25 protein-coding genes are annotated in these 20,605 nt (G+C 56.2%); 11 read left to right on the top strand and 14 right to left on the bottom strand.

Annotation, left to right across the window (positions count from 1 at the left end; genetic code table 11):
- From H6F59_RS25865 to H6F59_RS25855, 3 genes are all read left to right on the top strand, one after another.
- On the top strand, positions 1-622 hold a 622-nt coding region (locus H6F59_RS25865; protein WP_190708105.1), incomplete at its 5' end, for a hypothetical protein.
- A gap of 50 nt (positions 623-672) precedes the next feature.
- Complete coding sequence (locus H6F59_RS25860; protein ID WP_190708102.1) at positions 673-2,058, top strand: hypothetical protein; 1,386 nt, start codon at positions 673-675, stop codon at positions 2,056-2,058.
- A gap of 441 nt (positions 2,059-2,499) precedes the next feature.
- On the top strand, positions 2,500-2,985 hold the full coding sequence (locus H6F59_RS25855) for a hypothetical protein (protein ID WP_190708100.1): 486 nt from the start codon (positions 2,500-2,502) through the stop codon (positions 2,983-2,985).
- A gap of 14 nt (positions 2,986-2,999) precedes the next feature.
- Here H6F59_RS25855 and H6F59_RS25850 read toward each other — a convergent pair whose 3' ends face one another.
- Positions 3,000-3,146 (bottom strand): hypothetical protein, encoded by a 147-nt coding sequence (locus H6F59_RS25850; protein ID WP_190708097.1) that lies wholly within the window; start codon positions 3,144-3,146, stop codon positions 3,000-3,002.
- A 454-nt stretch (positions 3,147-3,600) separates the two neighbouring features.
- Here H6F59_RS25850 and H6F59_RS25845 point away from each other — a divergent pair, with 454 nt between their 5' ends.
- On the top strand, positions 3,601-3,843 hold the full coding sequence (locus H6F59_RS25845) for a hypothetical protein (protein ID WP_190708094.1): 243 nt from the start codon (positions 3,601-3,603) through the stop codon (positions 3,841-3,843).
- Between the two features lie 163 nt (positions 3,844-4,006).
- Here H6F59_RS25845 and H6F59_RS25840 read toward each other — a convergent pair whose 3' ends face one another.
- Complete coding sequence (locus H6F59_RS25840) at positions 4,007-4,435, bottom strand: hypothetical protein (protein WP_190708090.1); 429 nt, start codon at positions 4,433-4,435, stop codon at positions 4,007-4,009.
- A gap of 274 nt (positions 4,436-4,709) precedes the next feature.
- Here H6F59_RS25840 and H6F59_RS25835 point away from each other — a divergent pair, with 274 nt between their 5' ends.
- Both H6F59_RS25835 and H6F59_RS25830 read left to right on the top strand, forming a co-directional pair.
- On the top strand, positions 4,710-7,439 hold the full coding sequence (locus tag H6F59_RS25835; RefSeq protein ID WP_190708087.1) for a DNA methyltransferase: 2,730 nt from the start codon (positions 4,710-4,712) through the stop codon (positions 7,437-7,439).
- 490 nt (positions 7,440-7,929) lie between these two features.
- Complete coding sequence (locus H6F59_RS25830; RefSeq protein WP_190708082.1) at positions 7,930-8,949, top strand: pentapeptide repeat-containing protein; 1,020 nt, start codon at positions 7,930-7,932, stop codon at positions 8,947-8,949.
- Between the two features lie 11 nt (positions 8,950-8,960).
- On the opposite strand, the gene H6F59_RS25825 is transcribed toward H6F59_RS25830, so the two are convergent.
- Together H6F59_RS25825 and H6F59_RS25820 are read right to left on the bottom strand one after the other, a co-directional pair.
- Positions 8,961-9,086 carry a tyrosine-type recombinase/integrase gene (locus H6F59_RS25825; RefSeq protein ID WP_190708079.1) on the bottom strand — a complete coding sequence of 42 codons (126 nt, stop codon included), beginning with the start codon at positions 9,084-9,086 and terminating at the stop codon, positions 8,961-8,963.
- Between the two features lie 1,053 nt (positions 9,087-10,139).
- Complete coding sequence (locus tag H6F59_RS25820; protein WP_190708107.1) at positions 10,140-10,964, bottom strand: RNA polymerase sigma factor RpoD/SigA; 825 nt, start codon at positions 10,962-10,964, stop codon at positions 10,140-10,142.
- Positions 10,965-11,202: 238 nt separating this feature from the next.
- Here H6F59_RS25820 and H6F59_RS25815 point away from each other — a divergent pair, with 238 nt between their 5' ends.
- Positions 11,203-11,373 (top strand): hypothetical protein, encoded by a 171-nt coding sequence (locus H6F59_RS25815; RefSeq protein ID WP_190708065.1) that lies wholly within the window; start codon positions 11,203-11,205, stop codon positions 11,371-11,373.
- On the opposite strand, the gene H6F59_RS25810 is transcribed toward H6F59_RS25815, so the two are convergent.
- Positions 11,350-11,934 (bottom strand): ParA family protein, encoded by a 585-nt coding sequence (locus H6F59_RS25810; RefSeq protein WP_190708062.1) that lies wholly within the window; start codon positions 11,932-11,934, stop codon positions 11,350-11,352. The two genes, H6F59_RS25815 and H6F59_RS25810, sit on opposite strands and share 24 nt — an antisense overlap.
- A 198-nt stretch (positions 11,935-12,132) precedes the next feature.
- Here H6F59_RS25810 and H6F59_RS25805 point away from each other — a divergent pair, with 198 nt between their 5' ends.
- On the top strand, positions 12,133-12,696 hold the full coding sequence (locus H6F59_RS25805) for a hypothetical protein (protein ID WP_190708059.1): 564 nt from the start codon (positions 12,133-12,135) through the stop codon (positions 12,694-12,696).
- A 43-nt stretch (positions 12,697-12,739) separates the two neighbouring features.
- On the opposite strand, the gene H6F59_RS25800 is transcribed toward H6F59_RS25805, so the two are convergent.
- Genes H6F59_RS25800 through H6F59_RS25775 form a run of 6 tightly spaced genes read right to left on the bottom strand, consistent with a single transcriptional unit; the run spans position 12,740 to position 14,957 of the window.
- The gene (locus H6F59_RS25800; protein ID WP_190708056.1) at positions 12,740-12,946 is read right to left on the bottom strand and encodes a hypothetical protein; all 207 of its coding nucleotides are present in this window, start codon (positions 12,944-12,946) and stop codon (positions 12,740-12,742) included.
- A gap of 22 nt (positions 12,947-12,968) precedes the next feature.
- Entirely contained in the window at positions 12,969-13,508 is a 540-nt protein-coding gene (locus H6F59_RS25795) for a hypothetical protein (protein WP_190708053.1), read from the bottom strand.
- A 4-nt stretch (positions 13,509-13,512) separates the two neighbouring features.
- Entirely contained in the window at positions 13,513-13,719 is a 207-nt protein-coding gene (locus H6F59_RS25790) for a hypothetical protein (RefSeq protein WP_190708050.1), read from the bottom strand.
- Positions 13,716-14,459, bottom strand: coding sequence for a hypothetical protein (locus H6F59_RS25785; protein WP_190708047.1), 744 nt, complete (start codon positions 14,457-14,459; stop codon positions 13,716-13,718). Before H6F59_RS25785 ends, H6F59_RS25790 begins: the two co-directional genes overlap by 4 nt.
- A 4-nt stretch (positions 14,460-14,463) precedes the next feature.
- On the bottom strand, positions 14,464-14,814 hold the full coding sequence (locus H6F59_RS25780; protein WP_190708044.1) for a hypothetical protein: 351 nt from the start codon (positions 14,812-14,814) through the stop codon (positions 14,464-14,466).
- The gene (locus H6F59_RS25775; RefSeq protein WP_190708041.1) at positions 14,811-14,957 is read right to left on the bottom strand and encodes a hypothetical protein; all 147 of its coding nucleotides are present in this window, start codon (positions 14,955-14,957) and stop codon (positions 14,811-14,813) included. The genes H6F59_RS25780 and H6F59_RS25775 overlap by 4 nt, the downstream gene beginning before the upstream one ends.
- Positions 14,958-15,201: 244 nt before the next feature.
- Here H6F59_RS25775 and H6F59_RS26630 point away from each other — a divergent pair, with 244 nt between their 5' ends.
- Entirely contained in the window at positions 15,202-16,233 is a 1,032-nt protein-coding gene (locus H6F59_RS26630; protein WP_190708038.1) for a pentapeptide repeat-containing protein, read from the top strand.
- Between the two features lie 76 nt (positions 16,234-16,309).
- Here the strand turns inward: H6F59_RS26630 and H6F59_RS25765 are convergent, their stop codons facing one another.
- From H6F59_RS25765 to H6F59_RS25755, 3 genes are all read right to left on the bottom strand, one after another.
- Entirely contained in the window at positions 16,310-17,776 is a 1,467-nt protein-coding gene (locus H6F59_RS25765) for a hypothetical protein (protein WP_190708034.1), read from the bottom strand.
- Between the two features lie 583 nt (positions 17,777-18,359).
- Complete coding sequence (locus H6F59_RS25760) at positions 18,360-18,938, bottom strand: hypothetical protein (protein WP_190708030.1); 579 nt, start codon at positions 18,936-18,938, stop codon at positions 18,360-18,362.
- On the bottom strand, positions 18,935-19,123 hold the full coding sequence (locus tag H6F59_RS25755) for a hypothetical protein (protein WP_190708027.1): 189 nt from the start codon (positions 19,121-19,123) through the stop codon (positions 18,935-18,937). Before H6F59_RS25755 ends, H6F59_RS25760 begins: the two co-directional genes overlap by 4 nt.
- A gap of 191 nt (positions 19,124-19,314) precedes the next feature.
- Between H6F59_RS25755 and H6F59_RS25750 the strand changes: the two genes are divergently transcribed.
- Positions 19,315-19,827, top strand: coding sequence for a hypothetical protein (locus tag H6F59_RS25750; RefSeq protein ID WP_190708024.1), 513 nt, complete (start codon positions 19,315-19,317; stop codon positions 19,825-19,827).
- Between the two features lie 123 nt (positions 19,828-19,950).
- Complete coding sequence (locus tag H6F59_RS25745) at positions 19,951-20,421, top strand: hypothetical protein (protein ID WP_190708021.1); 471 nt, start codon at positions 19,951-19,953, stop codon at positions 20,419-20,421.
- The last annotated feature ends 184 nt before the right edge of the window (positions 20,422-20,605 follow it).

The raw sequence follows: 20,605 nt of genomic DNA, 5'->3' as shown, positions 1-20,605 counted from the left end.
CTCAGGGGCCAAGACCGCCCGGCAACTGCTCTACTGGCTGGCGATCGGCGTCGCTTGCGTCGTGGCAGCCGCGAACATGCTGCCCTATTGCCGCGCGGTCTCCCTGGCCCTGGTCGATATCTTTAACCTGCAAGGCATGGTGGGCTTTTTCGGGAATCGTGCCCTGGCTCTGGTGTCCATCCCGGTCGGGGTCGTGCTGTGGGCCTTCATTCAAACCGCAGAGGCTTACCCCATCCTGCTAAAGCACGATCGCAAGTTGATGCGCCTGATCGCGCTGGAGGCCGACACCGCAGACCAGCTCCAGGTGCATGAGGACGACGATCCCGCTCTGGTGAGCCTCAAGGAGTGGTACAACCGCTTCCCCCTGCTGAGCATCCGCACTGCCAACCGGGCTAGCCTGGTTGCCTACATCGTGGACACCCTAATCTGCCTGGCCATATTTCCGCCCGTCGATGGCGGGTTTGGGCAACTGATATTTGTCATCTTTACCGGGCAATGGGGCCTGGTGAATTGGGGCAGTGTTGGCCTAATTGTCGTCATGCTGTTCTGCTTTGAAATGATGGTGCGCTTCATTCTATTTCTGGGCCTGCAATGGCATTACCTCAAACGAGCCCATAGCTAATAACCACGGCAACCGGGGGCAACGATGCCCCCTTACTTTTAGGTGAAACTATGACGAATTTGACTAAACCTCAAACCCTCTGGATTGACACCGCCGAAGATGCAGCCGAGACGATGCACAATCCCAAGCTCTACATCGGTGGGGGCCTGGCTGGTGGGCTCATTCTGGGTAGCCTGCTAAATCCCATAACCGGCCTGGCTGCCCTGGCCTACGGGCTCTACCTGGCCTGGGATGCTAACGAGCGCAACAGCGACCAAATTGAAGCGGTATCAGATGGCCTGGTGGCCCACTTGCTGGATAAAAAGCAGCTCCGGGAATACCAGGCCGGTGCTGGGGCCGACCGGGTACAGGCCGAGCTAGCCCAGGCGATCGCCCGTGAGTTAAGGCTATCCGGTGACGCTGAGAGCCTGGCCAAAGCGTTGGGTCTTCTGGGCAAGAATGCGCCCCCAGCCGCGCCGGAAACCCCAGCGCCTCTACCCGCCCCCATCGGCCCAAGCACCCGCCTTAATGCCTTGCCTGTGGCTGCCATGCCTGCCGGTGCCCAGCAGTGGGATGAGGATGAGGTTGCGATCGCACCGACGGCAACCGGCATCCTGCAAGAGTGCTTGGCCTATCCCACGATCTTGATCTACGGTCCCCAGGGCAGCGGCAAAAGCACCTTGGCCCACTGGCTCATTCAGCAGCGCTTAGCCGCTGGGCATCACTGCGAAATCCTAGATCCCCATGCCGCCTACGGTGCCTGGGAGAGCCTGCCGGTCTATGGTGCTGGTATGGACTATCAAGCCTGCGACGATCGCCTGGTGGCCTTTGCTGATCTGGTGAAAAGCCGGTATCAGGTGCTCAGCCAGCGCCCCAACTTCAACCCCAAACCCTACACCCTGCTGACGGAGGAGTTTACCAATTGGGCTAGCCACTGCCCCCACTCTGGCCAGTTTTTTGCCAGCTCTATGTCTGACCTGCGAAAGGTCAACATGTTTGCTGTGTACGTCGCCCACGGTCGCACTCTAACCTCACTGGGTGGTAAGGCCGGTGTAGCTGAACAACGCGACCAAACCTTACTCGAAATTGAGCTATCGGCGATCGTTGGCCCTGGGGGTAGGGCCATGCCATCGGGTAAAGCAAACGTCTATTACCCTGGCCAGAAAAACACGCCGATTGCTGTTGAGGTGCCCACCCTAGAGCTAGGGCAAACGTCCAACAACCAGGAGCTAGAATCGGCATACTCTGCTGACAGTTCAGACGATGAGGTTGCCATTATCAGGGAGGTGTTAATTAAAGCCAACGAGCCGCTACGGGCATCCCAAATCAGGCAAAAACACCGGGCTCTAAAGGATGGCATCGACACCAAAACACTGGAGCAAAAATTAGAGCGGATGGCGCACGAGGGCTTTATCGATCGCCTCCCCGAGAACCCGCCCCGCTACGCTGTCTCGTGATGTCTCGTGACTGTCTACGCCGCAAGACAGAATCCCTAAACCCCTTGTCTCTTCGTTGTCTCGCTGTCTCGTGAGTTGCCTTTCGGATTGTCTCGCGAGACAGCTACGAGACAACGGGTAGACAGCCACAAGACGGCACCACCTACCGCCAACCGACACTATTTAGGAGTAAGAAATATACCATTACACCCGCCCCGGTTCTGGTCTACCCAGGCTGGGGCTTTTTGGTGCCCTTCTCCAGCCATGCAGGCCGGGACCGGGCTGGGAACGCCGGGAATTGGAAGAGATATTTATTATTAGCAAAATACCTCAAAACAGGGGCTAATTCATATTAGTAAATATGCGCTATAATGGCGGCTTTACAGGGCTTTTGGGCTTTTGTCTCTGACATTTAGGAGCATCAAGAACCCGGCTTAAAACGACCACTTATAAAACGATGCAATGATTAATAGAACGGAGAATCTAAGGGCTCTGAGTATCAGACAGCCCTATGCCGATGAAATATGTGATGGCTACAAATTGGAAGAGTTTCGCTCCTGGGAGTCGAGCTGGGCCGGGCTGACGCTGATCCATGCCAGCAGCCAGGCGACCCCGGCGATCATCGGTTTCGCCTTCAAGGAGGCGACCTGCAATCAATACGGCCCCAAAAGCTACGGCCATGTGATGACTGCACCGGCCCGGCTCCTGAGGCCGGTACACACGCCGGGAGCGCTCTACTACTGGCGACCCCAGCGCAACAGGCCCCGGCAGGCGATCGCATTCCAGGAGGCGTATCAGGCCATCCTGGCTGGGGACTGGACGGCACCGGAGCCAGAATGGTCTGGGCTGCTGCTGATCCAGCACGGGCATGTACCGGAGCTGCCGGAACCGGAGCCTAGGATATTCATTGCTGGGCCTGCTGGACTCCAGGAACACCGGCTGGGGTGACCTTTGGCCCCTGGCTAACTCTGACGCGCTTGCCTGAAGTGCCACCACAGCATCACAGCAATGCCACCCAACCAGAACAGGTCTGCCCCTAGCCCGGTGTTGTTGCCGGTATAGAACATCCAATCAGCAGGCCATTCCCCAGGGTTCATAGCAGCACTCACGCGACCAGGCTATGGTGCCCAGAACAAAGCCCCCTAGAGCAGGTCTAAAGGGGGCTAATGCAGGCCAGGGGGGTAGCGGCGGGGGCCTATATTTAGCGCCATTTCTGGAGAAAGTTGACCGTTAGACCCTACATCTGAAAATAATCGGGTATGATGCCGACCAGCAGGGCATTCTACTCGGCTCAGGCGAGAATCTACCGATGCATGTGGGTTTCTACCTCTGGGTGTGGGCGATGCGCCGATCTACGTACTCTCTTGCTAGCAAAAGGATGATCTTACGGTTCAAGAACTTCCCCGTACCCGGTCGCAGGGGCCATTTCCTGAGTCAGCTCCAGCGGCGTTTCTTGTGTTTTATCTATTGTGATTACGCAAAGCTGCCTAGCGCCCATACCACTGATTGCAAAAACAGCTTTGCGTATCGATTGACGGCAAAAACCTATTTGGAGTTTTCACCATGCCTAAGAACAGTATGCCTAGTGGCGAAGATTTGCAACTTCCTCTTAGATACCCTATTCCCCTCGATCGCGTTTCTACCCGCGCAGCTAGAGAGGTCTTTTGCGTCAAGCGTATGAGACCGGGCCTGGTCTATGAACGGTCTGCTTCCTACGGCGGCAAGTGGATCGCTCAATGGGCGGGGGTTAACCCCAAAAAGCGCAATGAGAATGTCTGGGATATTTTCTACCAGCAAGCAAGCTAGCTAGCTAGGGCCTAAGCAAAACAAAACCCCCACGGGCCAGCGGTGCCGGTGGGGGTTTAAGTTCAGGTTTTGCATCTACGCTGGGAGCGCTTTCAGGAACCCGCTGCTGGGCCTATGGTGCCCGGTGCCGGAGGGGGAGCTGCGCCCTGGCCGGTGCGATCGGTCATCTGGCTGAGTCGTCGCTGGTCTTGAGCACCCCCAAATCTTTGAGCATTGATGCCAGCGCCTTGGATGTTGCGTCGTTGCCTTCGATCGCATTCCGCAGATGGGAGACATCAATCTCAGCCACACTCAGCAGCGCCCCATTCTCGACTTCAGAATAAACCAGGTGAAGCTTTTGCTCTCCCCACCCGCTCCCATCAACGGAAACATGCTCTCTCACCCATAGCACGGTCGCCCAGCTTTCCACACCCTGGTAGATGGCTGGATGATCGGAGATTTCCTGCCCGTAGCGGCACACCGTCCTCAGTTCAGGCGATATCGTGCCGTCCTCATCCTCGCAGGTGCCACGGCGGGGGACGGGCTCCTTTAGGTGCTCGATGTACGCAGCGATCGCCGCTTTCAGTGCATTTTTTCTGGGGCTGCTAACCATTGTCGCCATCCTCATCTACGGACCCTAGGATAGCGGTGCCGGTGGGGGTTGAAACTACTTCTTGCATCTACGCTGGGAGCGCTTTCAGGAACCCGCTGCTGGGCCTATAGTGCCCGCTGCCGGTAGGGGAGCTGCGCCCGGTGCCGGTGCGATCGGCCAACTGGCTTAGCCGGGAGCCGGGGACCGGTTGAGAGAACCTTTATGGAATAAATACGGCTCAGCGACTACAAAGGGGCATAAAGGGTTAGAGCCACCCCCACCCCCCCATGCCCCCATGACCTCAACTGCTCAGAGCCTCAACAATTTCGTTAACTACACGCGGCAGTACATCACTGGAGATGAGAAAGGTCAGGCCCAGGTTTTCCTAGAAAACTTCTTCCGGGCCTTTGGCCATGAGGGAGCACTACAGGCCGGGGCCACCTACGAGGAGCGCATCCACAAAGGCAGCAAGAAGGGCAAAACCGGCTTCACCGATCTGGTGTGGAAGCCACGGGTGCTAATCGAGATGAAGAAGCGTGGGGCTGACCTCTCTAAGCACTACTCCCAAGCCTTTGACTACTGGCAGCGGGCGGTGCCCAACCGGCCCCGGTACGTCATGCTGTGCAACTTCGATGAGTTCTGGATCTACGACTTCGACACCCAGATCGACACGCCCATCGACATGGTGCTCCTGGCCCAGCTACCGGAGCGGGCTTCAACCTTTGGCTTCATGGAGGTGCAGGAGAAGAAGCCGGTCTTTGGCAATAACCAGGTTGAGGTGACCGAGAAAGCCGCTGGGCGCATGGGTGAACTATTCCAGATGCTCCAGGCCCGGCTGCTCCGCACCGGCCAGGCTGAGAGCCTAAACCAGGCATCCATGATGGCCCAGCGCTACGTGCTCCAGTGCGTCCTGGCCATGTTTGCCGAAGACCGGGGCCTGTTGCCCGGTAGCCTGTTTGTGCAGTGTGTCCAGGACTGCCTGGCCGGGGCCAGTTCCTACGATGTGATCGGCGGCCTGTTCAGGGAAATGAACACCCCCGGCATTACCCCTGCCGGGCGCTACCAGGGCGTGGAATACTTCAACGGGGGCCTATTCTCTAAGATCCATTTGCTTCAACTGACGAACCAGGAGCTGAAGTTTTTGGAGGTTTCGGCACTGGAGGATTGGGGCAAGATTCGCCCGGCCATCTTTGGCAACATCTTTGAATCGGCCATCGATCAGAATGAGCGCCACGCGCACGGCATCCACTACACCTCAGAAGCCGACATCATGAAGATCGTGCGGCCAACCATTTCCCGGTACTGGGAGGAGCGTATCGACCAGGCCAACACCATTGGCCAGCTTGAGACCTTGCAGCTTGAACTACAGCAGTACCGGGTGCTGGACCCGGCCTGTGGTTCTGGCAACTTCCTCTACATCGCCTATCAGGAACTCAAGCAGATTGAGCAAGATCTGCTTGACAAGATTGCTGAACGCCGTCGCTCTCCCCGTGAGCAAATACAAATGGGCTTTGTTACCCCGCTCCAGTTGTTCGGCATCGACAACAACCCGTTTGCCGTGGAGCTGGCCAGAGTAACCCTGATGATTGCCCGGAAGGTAGCCATCGACCGCCTGGGCCTGTACGAACCGGCCCTGCCCCTGGACACCCTGGACCGGAATATCGTCTGTCAGGATGCTCTGTTTACCGACTGGCCTAAGGCTGATGCGATTATTGGGAATCCGCCGTTCTTGGGTGGAAAACACATGCGCCTAAATTTAGGCGATGAATATGTTGATCGCATTTTTGAGCATTTCCCTGACGTGAAGGATTCTGTTGATTTTTGCTCCTATTGGTTTCGGCTATCCCAAGACCGCATTGGGCAGCAGGGTCGAGCTGGTTTAGTTGCCACTAATTCGATTAGTCAAGGTAAAGCGAGAATCGCCACTCTGGACTACGTTATTCAAAAGGGAGGTGTGATACATGAAGCCATTTCTTCTCAACCTTGGTCGGGAGAAGCCAATGTTCATGTCAGTATTGTCAATTGGTCAGGGAAAGAACCTCAAGAATTTTATTTAGACAATCAAAAAGTGCCTCAGATATCATCTTCTCTTAAAGGAACTTTAGATGTCTCAAAAGCTAATAGGCTCCGTGCCAACCTTGAGCAGTGCTTCCAGGGCGTAATCCCTCTAGGTGAGGGATTTATTATAGATGAAGCAACAGCTAAAGATTGGGGAGAGGAACATGATTCCACGAATTTTTGTGTTGTAAAACCATTCTCAATGGGTGGGAACCTAGCGAGGAACGTCAACGGAGAACCTGATAGATGGGTGGTTGATTTTTTTGGTAAATCTATTGAAGATGCAAGCTGGTATCTAGCACCTTTTGCGCATGTAAAACGAACCGTCAAGCCTATTAGAGATCAAAATCGCCGCAAAGTTAGGCGCGATAATTGGTGGATTTTTGGAGAGAACGCACCAAAAATGAGGAGAAAGCTTGACGCTTTGCCCTACTATTTTGCCGTTCCTGAAGTTTCTAAATGGGCAATTTTTGTTCCATCACCTTCTAACTGGCTTCCTGGTAACAAGACAAAGGCCGTTGCCTCAGATGACTTTTATGTTTTTGGTGTCTTGACATCTGAGACTCACCGAATCTGGATGCACGCCCAAAAATCAACCCTTGAAGACAGAATTGCCTACACCCACAACACCTGCTTTGAGACATTCCCCTTCCCCCAGGCACCGGCACCGGGGACCGTCCAAGCCATCCGGGCGAAGGCTCTGGAGCTGCACCAGTACCGCAGTGAGCAGATGGAGCAGAAACAGTGGGGCATCACCAAGCTCTACAACGCCTACTTTGATGAAGAGGCCAGCCAGCTCTACAAACTCCACAAACAGCTCGATGCCCTGGTACTGCAAGCCTACGGGTTCAGCCAGGCTGACGACCTGCTGGCACGGCTGCTGGAGCTGAACCTGACACTGGCCGACCGGGAGCAGGCCGGGGAGCCGGTGGTTGGCCCCTGGGCACCGACCGGGGAGGTTGGTTAACCTCTTGGCCTGCCGTATCTTGCTGTTAAGAACTCGGTCACAACGCGGGTCAAGCTACTGCCATCCCGGCGGGCCTCGGCAACCCAGTGGTCTCGGAGTTGGCGGCTGGCGACCTTGATTGTCAGGTTTGCAGGCACTTGTTTTTCTGGGGCGGCTGATGATTCCACACCCTGGCTCCCTAGGAGTATCGCTAGGAGAAGGATTTGCTTGTCAGACATTGTTTTGCTACCAGCCACAGTCCCTGGATAATACAGGTTTCTGGCCGGTAGCAGGTCGCAAAATGCGACGGCTGGCAAGGGTTTCAGCCATTTTGCCACCCATCTAAACTGCCCCAGCCTAGCCAGACCGGCATAGGCCACAGCCCGGTCGAACAGCCAGTCAGCCGACGACCGAGCCAACCGACCGGGAAACAGGTGCTTGCCCCCCAGACTTTGCGGATTTTGCCCAGTTTCAGGTGAAGCTATGGGGTAAATCGTGAGGATGGCAAGAAGTGCCCCGGAAACCTGATGCAGAGAAGCAGCGAGCGGATACCGAGCGGGTGGCCTGGGAAATTTACGCCAGTAGGTGTAAGCCAGGTGCTCGGCTGAACAAGGACAAGCTTTGGAAAGAGGCTGAGCAGATTGTCCGTAGCCCAATCAGAACAGCGCTGTTTGTCAGTAATCGGCCTCTGCTCAAGCTTCGGGAACCTACTAAACAAGCCTTTAAGTTCCTGGGTTGGGATACTCCAAAGTGGTTTCTATTCTCCTTACCTCAGTTGGAATGGATGAAGCTACTTGCGGTACCGCTGGTTGTAGCCGCTGCCGGTAGCATTATTACAGGGCAAATCCAAGGGGAAGCAAATCAAATTGCGGTTCTCAAGGCATATTTTGACAAGCTTGAGGAGCTTACCTTCTCGCAGAATCTTTTATCTGAAACACCCAATGAGGGGGCAATTGTACTAGCTCGGGGGCGAACGGTTGCTGCACTTCGTGAACTAGATCTCTCTAGAAGAACTCAGCTAATTGATTTTATCCAAGCTTCCGGGTTATCTCAGATAAAGGAAGATTCTGCAACCCCTGTTATTAGCTTCAAAGCTCAGAATCTATCGAGGCTAGATTTGCGGGGAGTAAACCTATCTGGCTTGGATTTTCAAGAGGCTAACCTAATCGAAGCCAACCTTGTTGGGGCGAGCCTAGACAAAGCGAATCTGGCAGGAGCTTATCTAGGCGAAGCGAACCTGGCAGGAGCTTATCTAGGCGAAGCGAACCTTGTTGGGGCGAGCCTAAAAAAAGCGAACCTGGTAGGGGCTTACCTCTTTGAGGCCAAACTCGATGGGGCGGACCTCGTTGGGGCTAACCTCACAGGGGCTTACATGGGGAGAATCAAAAATGGGGCTTATGAACTCGATCAACTTGATCTAGCTCAGCTTTGCGGCACCACTCTGCCTGGCGGCATCATTACTCCTTACTCAAACCGAGACTGCGAAGAACTGGGCATCGATCCAGAAACGGGGGAGGCTATCGGATTCTGATACAGAGCCGACTACTCCACATACCGCGCCGTCATGCTGGCGCTGCTGCGCCCCAGTAGGCGGGCAATCTTGGCCAGGCTGTAGCCCTGCTTGTGCAGGTTGGTGGCAAAGCTACGCCGGAAGTTACGGGTGCTCACAACCTTAAGCCACGGCCTGGCAGATTAGCTCCGGATTGGATCCAATGTATTGCACTACCAGAGCTAATGCATTGTCGCCTTAAAGGCTGAAAACCTCTTGTACCAATGGTTTTCAGCCTTCCAAAGACTAGGCTCGTTAGATTTTCAAAGTTTCAATATCGACCAAAAAGTAGAATTTTCTACTTTTGATCAAAGTTGCTACTATAATACTTATAGACAAGCCAAAAAAAACCGACCACTGAGCGTCATCTCATATGGCCGGAGTTTAGAGGTTAGCCTACCCGATGAGGGCGACTAACTCTATGGAGATCGCTATTAGAGCTAGCAGCTCTGCTCTAGACCAGTTGTCTAAGGTTATTGCCTCCTTTTGGGCAATGGACAGGACAATAGCGATTGCAATCAAAGTCAACAAATCTGGTCGAAACCAGTTGTCCAAGGTTCTTACCTCCTCTTAGGTGATAGATAGGGCAGTTGAGCGAAAATGGCTCCTTGCTTGCAGGCAGATGGGAGGCCATTAAACAACAATTATAACCGAGCCGACGAATTACGTGGGCTCGGTTTTCGCGTGGTATCAAAAGTTGCAGTTAACGATGCTGTAGCCAAGAGTTACGGCATCTACCCCTACCCTCTGGCTACGCCGCGATCGCCTTTTGATAGCTCGCCAAAACAAAACCCCCACGGCCAGCGGTGCCGGTGAGGGTTTAAGTTCAGGTTTTGCATCTACGCTGGGAGCGCTCTCAGGAACCCGCTGCTGGGCCTATGGTGCCCGGTGCCGGAGGAGGAGCTGCGCCCTGGCCAGTGCGATCGGCTAACTGGCTTAGCCGGGGGCTGGGGCTTGTGCCAGTCAGGGTTTTAGGCTAATTTGAGACTCAACGTGAGAAACGCTGAAAGCATTGATATACCGTCATTCCAGCCCGAATAGCTGCGATGACAGCAAATACTCAGATCCCAAAATGCTTGATAACCCTTGATTTATATATGTCTCATTTAGCTTTTGGACTAAATTTGGACTAGATTTTTCAGGGACATTTTTGTAGAGGTGCTGTGACAGTCTCACGCTGCCGCCCCGGCCCGACCCTGGCGCTGGTGCCCTGCCCTGTACCGGCATTTTCTCATCGCCGTTTTTCTGAGCACCCTGACCTGCTCTAGGGTCAGGCCGAGCTGCTGGGCGATCGCGTCGGAACGCTCGCCGTCTCCATACGCCAGCCAGAGCACTTGGTATTCCTGCTCAGTAAGCCGGGCCGACCTCAAAACCTCCACTAGCTCCTGTCGCCGGTCGTCTTGCTCCAGGTCTGTGCCGGGGCCGGAGGTGGGGTCGGCCAGCATCTCCAGGAGGGAGGTGTTTTGGTCCTCGCCGGTCAGCACATCCAGGGAGCGGGCTTTGGTGGCCAGGATGGCATCCAAAGCCCGGCGCTTGAGGCCGATTTCCACCAGCAACGCGGCGGATTCCTCTGCATTGGGCGATCGCCCGTGCGCTTGGACAAACTGCTCCTTGGCTCTCAGCCAGCGCTGGAACCGCTCGAAAATGTGGGTCGGAAGCCGGATAGTGCGCCCCTGGTTCCTCAGCGCCCGTGTGATGGCCTGATAAATCCACCAGTAGAGCATGGTGCTGGCCTTGAACCCTCTGTCCGGGTCAAATTTGTCGATGCCGGTTTGTAAGCCAATCGTGCCCTCCTGAATCAGATCCATCAGGGTCATGCCGGTGCCGGGGAGGGAACTGCTGTATTTCTTGGCGAGACACACCACCAGCCGGAGATTCGAGTTAATGAACTGCTCCCTGGCCCTCCTGTCCCCGACCCGCATCCGGTGCGCCAGCTCCTGCTCCTGTTCTCGGGTGAGCAACGGGTATCGGGCTATCCGGTGGAGAAACATGCCCATCGAGTCCGAGTGCAGGCCGAAATTCCGGTGTTTCAGGCGGCGGGCTTTGGTGGTCATGGCAGGGAGGAGCGACAACCATTAAGGGTATCGAATCTTGAGTGATTGAGTGCTTACTTGAGTAAGTCGTTACTCAATCAAATCATTGAGTGCCCATTCCAATAGTTTCCGGACTAGCTCGGTCTTCGGTTTCCGGAGCTGCCGGGCCTTATCAGCCAGTGCATCATTCAAGCTGATCGGAATGTCTACGTTCAGCCGCACCGTGGCCTCCTTCTCCGGTGGCTCTAGCCCCTCCCAGGGGTTCTCCGGCCTGCTGGTGGCTGGGGCCGGTTTTGGTGCTGCTGGCGGCTGGGCCGGCTTGTCCCCTGGTTTTGCAGCACTGAAGATGTCATCCCACTTTTCCATCGTTTAATTCTCTCCAAACTGCTTCCCAGTCGTGCCAGGCAATGCCCCGCACCGTTCGCCCTTCATTGGCCGCGTGGATATATTCTTTCCGCCGCCTGATCGCCCGCTCGAACACCGGTAAGCCATGGCGCTTTAATGCCTGGATAGCCTCTGCCCCATCGGTTTGAGGTGATGGCGGTGAAATGGTCACCAAGCACCGGTAATTAGCTCCCTCTGGCAATTCCTGGGTGAGCTGTACCAGTGCCGACAGAGCCAGCGGATCAGGCGTAGTTGGGAGGATCAGCAGATCCGCCCCCCTGGCAATGGCAACCACATCGTCCGGGCCGGGCCGGGCCGGGGTATCAATTACGGTGTGCTGGTATCCCCCGCTCATCAGCTCCCTGGCCGCCTCGTTGTCGGTGCAGGTAGTAAAGGGCAGCTTGCCCTTCCTGGCCCACAGGGAAGCGCTCCTGTTAGGGTCTGAATCAATCAGCAGGGTTTTACCCTGCCGAGCTAGCAAGGTGGCCAGGCAGATAGCACTGGTGGTTTTAGAAATTCCGCCTTTCCAGCCGATCAAACTGATAATCATGCTGGGATGATAATGCTCAGTGCTGCTCAAGGCAATACTTGAGTAATTACTTACTCAAATGAGTAAGTAATTACTCAAATTTGGTTGCAAGAAGATGAGCCAAGGATAAAGGATGTTGTGCCTATTACCCTGATTATGCTCAGGGAGAGGGAAGGGGAGTAGATTAAGTTCAGTTTCACTTATTTATTGATTTCAGATATGGGTAAGACAAAGCGGAAAACAACTGAAACTTATATGACGTTTCTCGAAATGCCTCATACTAAAGGACTGATAACTAGCACAGAGCTTAAGCAATTAATACAAAAACTAAAAGAACTAGCTCATAATCGAGTCTTTTTTGCAACAATAACTCGTGACCATACAGACAGGTGGAGGAAAATCGAGAAGCTTTGCTACCTTATTGGAATGGAAAAAATTGTAGACAACAATCCAAAACTATATGGGACTGATTCTATTTTTGTAACACACAAGATGGATGAAGCAAATAGAGAAAGAATTACTAGACTTTACAGCAAAAACAACCTATCAGGCTTTCTAAAGCCTCCACAAAGAATGAATCTCAAGCTTGTAAAAGAAGTCTTGTCAAACAGCCAGCGGAAGTTTAACGAACTTTTGAAGGCAGATGATGTTGAAAATATTTATATTTCTGAAAATTGTGGTTGCTTTTATGTGCCGTCTGACATTCCGGAGTTAAGAGGGCTCGACTTTGTAGAGTTCTTTACAAGACTTGAAATAGTTCATGCATCAAAAGGCTTTGGCTGAGTCAAATACAACCATTCTTTTGATTGGCAATGGCTTAGTAGGATTAAATGTCCTGTTCGCTCTCAGTTTGAACCTCAAAGAGGGCATCGAACAGGGCCGGATTCTCCCGGCGCAGGGCAACGGCCTGGGGTAGCCAAGTGGCCAGCTCGGCTCGGCACTCCTCAAACTGCTGGGCCTGCATGAGCCAGGCCGCCATCACCCGAACGACCTTATTCCGCTTGCAGTACAGGCCATGGCGCAATCCGTTCATGCTGCTGGCCAGCTTCCCCTCCTCACTGGTCGGCCCGGTGCTCCGGGTCCAGGGCTGGGTAGCTAGGCACCGCTGGCGCTGGGCCTCCCGTTGCTCTACCGTCCACATCCTGCCCATCGTGCCCCTCCTGCCCCGGTAAACCGGCCTGTACCGGCTGCTCGGGTGTTTGTGCCTGCTGTTCGCTGTCTGCCTGCTCCTGGGCCTCCTGGTCGGCCAGGTGCCGTCTGAGCCTGCCCCCACCGTCCTGGTAGAGCCGGAGCACCTGCCCACTGGCAGCCTCCAGATCATCGACGGTGGGCAGTTCTTGGGGGCGATCGGACAGATTGCACCGGGGATGAGCCGGTTTGCCGGGCTGGCGATCGCTCCATGCGCGACGGTCTTTCCTGCCGATGGGGTGCGATCGCTTCAGTGGCGTCATCATGCCCTGGTGCAGCCGGGCAATCTGAGCCTCTACAATCGCCTCCCAGTCCACCCCCGGTTCCGGTTCCGGGGCTGCCGGTGCCGGTTGGGCAGCCAGGGCGGCTCGGGCTCTTTCTCTGATTTGTTCGATCGTTAGTGGCATGACTCTAATCTCTCTCCACGGTCACCGAGAAGTTGGGGGCAATGATCAGAATCGGCGTCTCCAGTGCCCGTAGTGCCCGGTCCCAGGGGTTTTCCATGATGGGGCTGTAGTCGGGCTGAGGGGCGGCCAGCAACCGGAGCAAAACCTGGCTCTTGGCATCGGGGTCGGTGGTAGCTAGTGCCCGGTCCCAGGCCGGGGTAGGGGTGCTCATGCAGCGTGGCCCCCATCCTCACGGAAGTTCCTGGCAGGCCGGGGAGACGCGGGGGTAGAACTGCGGGCCATGTCGCTCAGGGCGGAGAGCACGGTGCCGCCGTGGCCGCTGCCTAGGGCCTGGTAGAGGTCGTGGGCGCTCATCTCCTCCAGCCTGGCCGAAACCCTGGGGTCGGGTGCCTGGGCATCAGCCAGGGCAGCGCGTTCAGCCCGGTCGGAGTCGGATAGGAGGCCTGCGATCGCCTGCATCCGGTTCCGGCCCTGGTCGCCGGTCGCCAGCGCAACCCATTGCTCATCGGAGAGTCTGCCCAGGTCGCCAACGCTGATATTGCCGTCCATGGTGGCCGGGTCGAGGTGCCGGAGACTCTTGGTATCCCACTCTGCAATGCCCCCAGCACCCTGGCCTCTCATCTGGGCCTGCTGCTGGGCCTGTAGTTGAGCCAACTGAGCTTGGTGCCCCTGCTCCATGGCCTCGCGTTCCTGCCGGAGCCGCCGGGCCTCTTGCTCATAGTGCTCGGTCTGGCGGCGTAGGCTGGCCGTCATCTCGCCAAACATCAGTGCTTCCTGCCCCGGTACTGCCGGAATTGCTGGAAACTCCCGGATCTCCGGTCTGCTGGGGGTGTCGTCATCAGGGGCCTCTCCCAGGATCTGGGCCAACGCCTGCTCCTGGCTCAGTCCTCCGGCCATCCGGTTTTGCAAGTCGGCCAGGATGCCCTGGGCCATCAAAAGGTTCTCATCCATGGATCTATGCTCCGTGTGTAGTTAGAACTGGTTCTTTGGCAAAGCTCTGGGCTCTGGCCCGGTGCCAGATTTCCGGGTCCAGCCTGCCATAGGCAATTTCGTAGCCGGAAACGATGTCACAGGCCCACGCCTGGGCGACATTGGAAAACGGCTCCAGCGCTATTTCAGCCCAGCGCAAAACACCCATTAACTGGTCATCAGATTCCGGGTACTGGTAAGACCGGTGAACTAGGTAGACAGTCAGAAGCAGGGCCTCCCGGCTGGTGGGGAACTGCTCCAGCCAGTGGGCGATCGCCTCGTTATCGCCCAGCTCGACCAGGGCAAACAGGGTCTCCGGGGCAATGGTGGTACTCATGCAGCAGCACCCCCAGCAGCCGGGCCGGGTTCGACCGGGGGCAGACCGGTCATGATCAGGTCGCTGAGCACCTGGCCACGGGATTCCTGGGTCAGGCTGCACCGGAAATCCAACCGGGCTAGGGCCTCGGGGGTGAACGTCACGCCGATCGAGCCAGTGATGTTCAGGCCGCGTCGTTTCTTGCGGAATGGTAATCGTCTTGCAGGGCTCTCCATGGCTACCGGGTGTAGCGTTTACAGGCATCCATGAGAGGCATTCTGGCCGGGGCCAGGCACCTCCATTTTATCGCCATCTTTCAGATGTGGCGCACCGGTGCTGGGGCTGGTGTGATTGGCTGGGCAAGTTGGGCCTGGTTATGATGGGGCAACATTAAAATGCATTTCTGCCATGGCCGCACCGGCACCAGAGCCACAGGAGAAGGTCAATCTTTCCTGGAAGGAACGACTGACGTTGATTGATACACTCAATCGACTGCCGTTGTCTCAATTTTTGGTAATCGAAACTGCCTTAGCAGTTCCCGCTGATGTTCTGCCAGGGTTGGATGCTCCACAAGGGCAACGATCTGCGGCCTTGATGCGCTGGCTTGAAGGGTCAAGTGGGCCAGGAAATCTGGGGCCACTGCTAGATGTTTTGAATGAAATAGGTATACAGGTATTTGGCAGATCTGCCTCTCAAATGAAGAGGAACGATACTGCCACAAGAACGTTGAAAGTCAAGCTAGAAGGTGACTTTAACGAGTTGGACAGAGAACAGCTAAAGAAGCTGCTCATGGCTTTTCAAGAATTGGCTCAGGACTTCAACGTTGAAATGAACAGAGTAAGTCCAGGGAGTATTGATATTGAATTAAAAGGAACTGCATCGTCGTTAAGAAGAATAAAGGAGCTTATTGATAGCCATGAATTTGATTCCATTGCAGGATTAGCTGGACTTGGTACTGGGGATATCATCTCAATAACAAAAGTGATAGGTCTTGACCTTGGCGAGGCTGACCTTCGCAGGGCTGACCTCATCAGGGCTGACCTTGCCATGGCTAATCTTCGCGGGGCTCTCCTTATCGGGGCTAACCTTATCGAGGCTAACCTTCGCGGGGCTGACCTTCGCGAGGCTAACCTTTACGGGGCTAACCTTCGCGGGGCTGACCTTCGCAGGGTTAACCTTCACAGGGCTGACCTCAGCGAGGCCATTCTTGTCGGGGCTGACCTTATTGGGACTAACCTTCGCGAGGCTAACCTTCGCGAAGCTACCCTTAGCGGGGCTGACCTTCGCGAGGCTGACTTTAGCGGAGCTAATGTTGAGAAGGCATTCTTCGCAAACAGCTCAGGCCTTACTCCAGACACAAAATTGAATCTCCTGCTCCGGGGTGCAATCTTCCAAGACTTCCCCGGCCCCGATGTCCGTAGCTACGGCCTGCGGAGCTAGAAACCAAACACAGAAGATCCCTTCACCCCTAGCCTCACCCAGCATCCGCGCTCCGGCACTGGTGGCCGCTACACCTTCACCCAACAGGCACCCGACAGGTTGCCACCGGCTCGGCCTTGGCCTGGGCAGCGGCGGGAAATGCACGGGTTCGGGACTGGGCAAGGATTTCCCATACGAGGGCAGCGCCAGCGCTACCGGCTGCCTGCTCCTGTTCCTCGTCGTCCCAGGCCTCGGCCTCTAGGCTCCAGTCCACAGGGGCCGGTGTTGGCTGCTCCTGGAGCCAGGCCAGGTATGCCTGGGCCTCTTCCGGTCGTTTGACGATGTCGTGGAGGGTGTAGACGGCAATCCGCCTGAATGCCGGGTTCTGAATGACTTTGCGCTCCTGGAGCGGGATTAGCAGTCGATCGTGTTCCGCGTAGAGCTGGGCGGCCAGCCGTTTGGCATCCTCCTGGCTGGCCTGTAGCTCCAATTTTTCTGCGATCGCCGTCTGCTTCTCGCGGGCCTTCTTCACAAACATGCCGACCGCATCGGCGGGTGAGCCATCCCGTTCATGCAGGGTCGCATCCAGCGCCTCCTGGAGTGCCTGGGGTGCGAATCTCGCCAGCTCTCGCCTGGCCCCAATGCGATCGCCCAGTTCTCGCTCGGCGCGGTTCAAAATTTCCTCGGCGGCGGAAAAATCGGCGGCGGAAGATCTGTCTCCTACGGGGTTCCTGTCGTTAGCCAGGCCAGTCTTGCTCTGAACAGGTGGAGCCACCGGGGAACGTCGCTGCTCCGGCTTCCGGTTCCGGGCCGGTTCCGGCGCTGGGGTCTTTGCTGCGGGTAAGCCAGTCTGTTGAGCTTCCCCTGGCTCATCCCCATTCAAAATTTCACCACCGCATCCGGATCTGGTGTTGTTGTCCTGTAAAGAGCTGTTTTCCTGAGAAGAGTTATTTTCCTGTATGGTCTGATCAAAATGATCAGACTCGGGGTTCTGAGTCTGATCATTTTGATCAGACTCGGGGGTTTGAGTGTGATCAAAGTGATCACACTCAGGTTGGTCAGATTGAGCGGTCTGAGTGTGATCAATCTGATCAGACTCGGGGGTTGGCCAGTACCCAGCCTTTACCAGCTCGGTCTTGGCTAGTTCATGCAGCCGTGGATAGTTGAGGCTGTACCGAACTGGCTGCCGCCTGCTGGGTCGCCAGGTCTCGACAATGCCCAGGTTGATCAGCGCTTGGATTGTTCGTCGCAGGGTTCCAATTGGCAGGCCAGCGTATCCACACCACGTTTCCAAGGTGTTGTAGACCCAGATCTTCCCGTCGTGGATGTTTTTGCTGCGTGGCATCCAGTAGTGCAGAGCCATCAGGAAGGTGAGCCCGGCTGGCCCAACGGTCATCGCCGCGACGCCATGGGCCAGGACGCCTGGCATCCGCTTGTTTTCCAGCCACTCCCTGGGTATCAGGTCTCTAGGTACCGGCTCCGGTTCCTGCCGGTCTGGCCGGATGTCCGGGCCGGGGGCGGGATAGACGGGGTTGTGAGCTGAATTATTCTCGATATAATTCATGTAGTTTCTCGATGACGTTATTTCGGGCGTTGTTGAGTGTGCGTGTGGTCTTTGGCTCGGTTTCGAGGCTGGCCTTGACCCTAGAAATCAGAAAACTTAAGCCCTCCCCGGTTAGCGCTGGGGAGGGCTTTTCACTATGCAAGGTCGCACCAGGCCAGGAGTTGGCCCAGGTGACAGCGGGTTGTGAGTGAAAAATTAATAGCCACGGCAAAGCCTCGGTATAGGGTTTGGCTTCCGTGGACGATCGCGGCATTCTGCCCAGTGGGCGGCAGGCAGACCTATTCTAGCTGGAGTGCTGGGGGCCGGATCATCCGCGAAATTTGACGCAACAGTTGCGCCTTGATCCGGGGCTAGGTATGATATGTATAAATCAATTTTCTAAGCCCCGTTTGTTCGGCGGTTTAAGCGAAGCGACAGCAACTTCTTGGCGGGAGAGCTGTCGTTTTTGCTTTTGGGGTATTTACGTCTGCATGGCTCGATCCTCTCTGTGTAGCCTGTTTGGCCGTTAACGATAGCGCTCCCTTCCCCGGAGATCAACCCATTCCGGCATCCCGGCACCGGGCCGGGGCTGGTGCTGGACGGGTCAGGGGGGCTCCTCCGGATCAGGGAGCTGCCAGGGCTCAACCCCCAGGTCGCGGAGCTGCTGTTCCAGCCGGGCCTCCCGCTCCGTTCTCAGGTCGGGCTCGGCCAGGGCATCAACCGCTGCGGCCAAGTCAGCCTGTAGCCGCTGGGTTAGCAGGGCGTTGCGCTCGGCTTCGCTGCGCTCCACACCAAAGGCGGCATCAAAGCGGCGTTCTAGGGTTTCAAGGCCCAGAGCTGCCACTAAGTTATAGGCCTGGCGGTTGCCCCGACTGCATTGGTATAGCCAGAACGCAAAGGTGATGTCTAGCGGAACAGCCGTGATTCGAGTCTGTCCCCTAACCTGCTCCTCTGAGGATTCCACCTCTATTTGCTCAGAAGTTTGTGGCGTATAACCACTAGCCTGCAAAGCTTTGAGGGCATTTGAGCGTAAAAAGTTTGTGGCGTTCTGCTGAGAAGTGCCAATTGCCTCAGCTATGCCGGTGATGCTCATCCGGTAGCTACCATCGGGCATTTGAAACCCATCGACCGACAACGGGCCGATCGCAACTGGGGCACGTTTGGCTTTGTCGCCAGTGCTCATGCCTTGCCCCCCTCCTGCTGCTGCACCCACAGGGCGATCGCCGCTTCCATGGCCTCGCTCTGGTTTATCTCAGCACGAGTAAAGGCCAGCTTAAATTCAAGCGCTAGTGGCTTGGGAACGTGCCCCGAGATCTGGACGTAATTGGGATCTGCCCTACGGCTGGCGGCCATTTCATCAGTATTCATAGGTTTCGCCTCAATAGTGCCACACACTTTCTAGCGTGACTTAACTTCGTGCCTACATTCTCGCACACATTCACGAATACGTGCTATTACTGTAACTATCGGTGGAACCGAGTGGAACGCAATAGTTCCACCCAACCGCCAAAAGCATTGATTTATCGCAATTTTGAACTGACACCTGGAGGTGTAACGCCGTGGAACGTCAACCGTTATCGATTCGCAAGTTTGCCGAGGTGTGCGGGGTGAGCCACACCGAGATAGCCCGCAAGATGACCGCTCTCAACATCGAGGGCACCCCCCAGGGCAAGGGCCTGCCTACCCTGCTATCCGGTGCTGAGCAGGACGCGATCGCCGCCGTTCTATTCATGCCTGCTGAGCCACCGGCCCCGCCCCGGCAGCAGGTAGAGGTGCTGGGCTCCGGCATGACCGTCTACACGCCCCCAGCGCTGGCCACCCGTGGTACCGATTCCGGGCTTAGCCGGTCATTGCAGCAGCAGCAGTTAGCCCAAGCGCTGGGGGCCTTCAAGGGCAATCAGGCCGGGTTCAGGAACGCGCTGCTGGGCATGGCTGCTGAGCAGGGGCGACAACTGGGCCATGAGATGGCGATCGCAGAGATGAACGCCGCACTGGCTACCCATGCCCAGCTCCAGCAGACCGTGGGAAAGGAGCTGGGGGTGGTGGCCAGTGCCGACACCGACGCCGCCTAGCCCTGCTGGCCCTGGCCGGTGCTGCGATCGCGCTTTTCATCGCCCACTAAAAACCCCCAGCCGGTTGGCAGACCAGGGCTGGGGGCTTGCCCGAAAACCATCACGTAAACGGACACCACCATTATGAAACCGATCCACGGGGTATTCACCCTCGCCATCGTTGGCACCGCAATCCCCAGCGTTAGCAACCTGGGCGACTTCACCTCCAGCGTTGCCAACGCCCGCGCAGAGGCCGATCGCATTGGCCAAGACATGACAGAACTGCAATTGAGCCAGCAGGAGCAGTCACAAAAAAACGAGGTGGCGATCGCCCGCTATCAAGACGGCTGTATCCCGGTCGTTAGCGCTGATCAACTAAGCTATGTCTCCCTCGTGCTCAACCTTCCCGTACTCGACAGCGTTTCCAATCAACCCATCCCCGTAGGCTCTATCGTCTGCGATGCCCACGGCAACACCGGGGTCATTGTGGATGACGACAGCGACACCAGCACCCCAGGCGTCACTCAAAAAATGGCCTTTACCGGCGATAAGTCCTTAGTTGACTGGCGAATGAACCAGTACCAGGGGGCCGCCTACTACCTGCCCTCAAACTAAGCTCTAGCAAACCTTTTAGAGGCTCAACCCATGACTACCTATTCCACAAAAAAACGCTCAGCCCGTGCAAGCTCAGGGGCCAAGACCGCCCGGCAACTGCTCTACTGGCTGGCGATCGGCGTCGCTTGCGTCGTGGCAGCCGCGAACATGCTGCCCTATTGCCGCGCGGTCTCCCTGGCCCTGG

The organism is Nodosilinea sp. FACHB-141 (genome assembly GCF_014696135.1).
GTDB lineage: Bacteria > Cyanobacteriota > Cyanobacteriia > Phormidesmidales > Phormidesmidaceae > Nodosilinea.
Note: the sequence above shows the minus strand (reverse complement) of the source record. Positions and strands in the feature narration are given on the sequence as shown.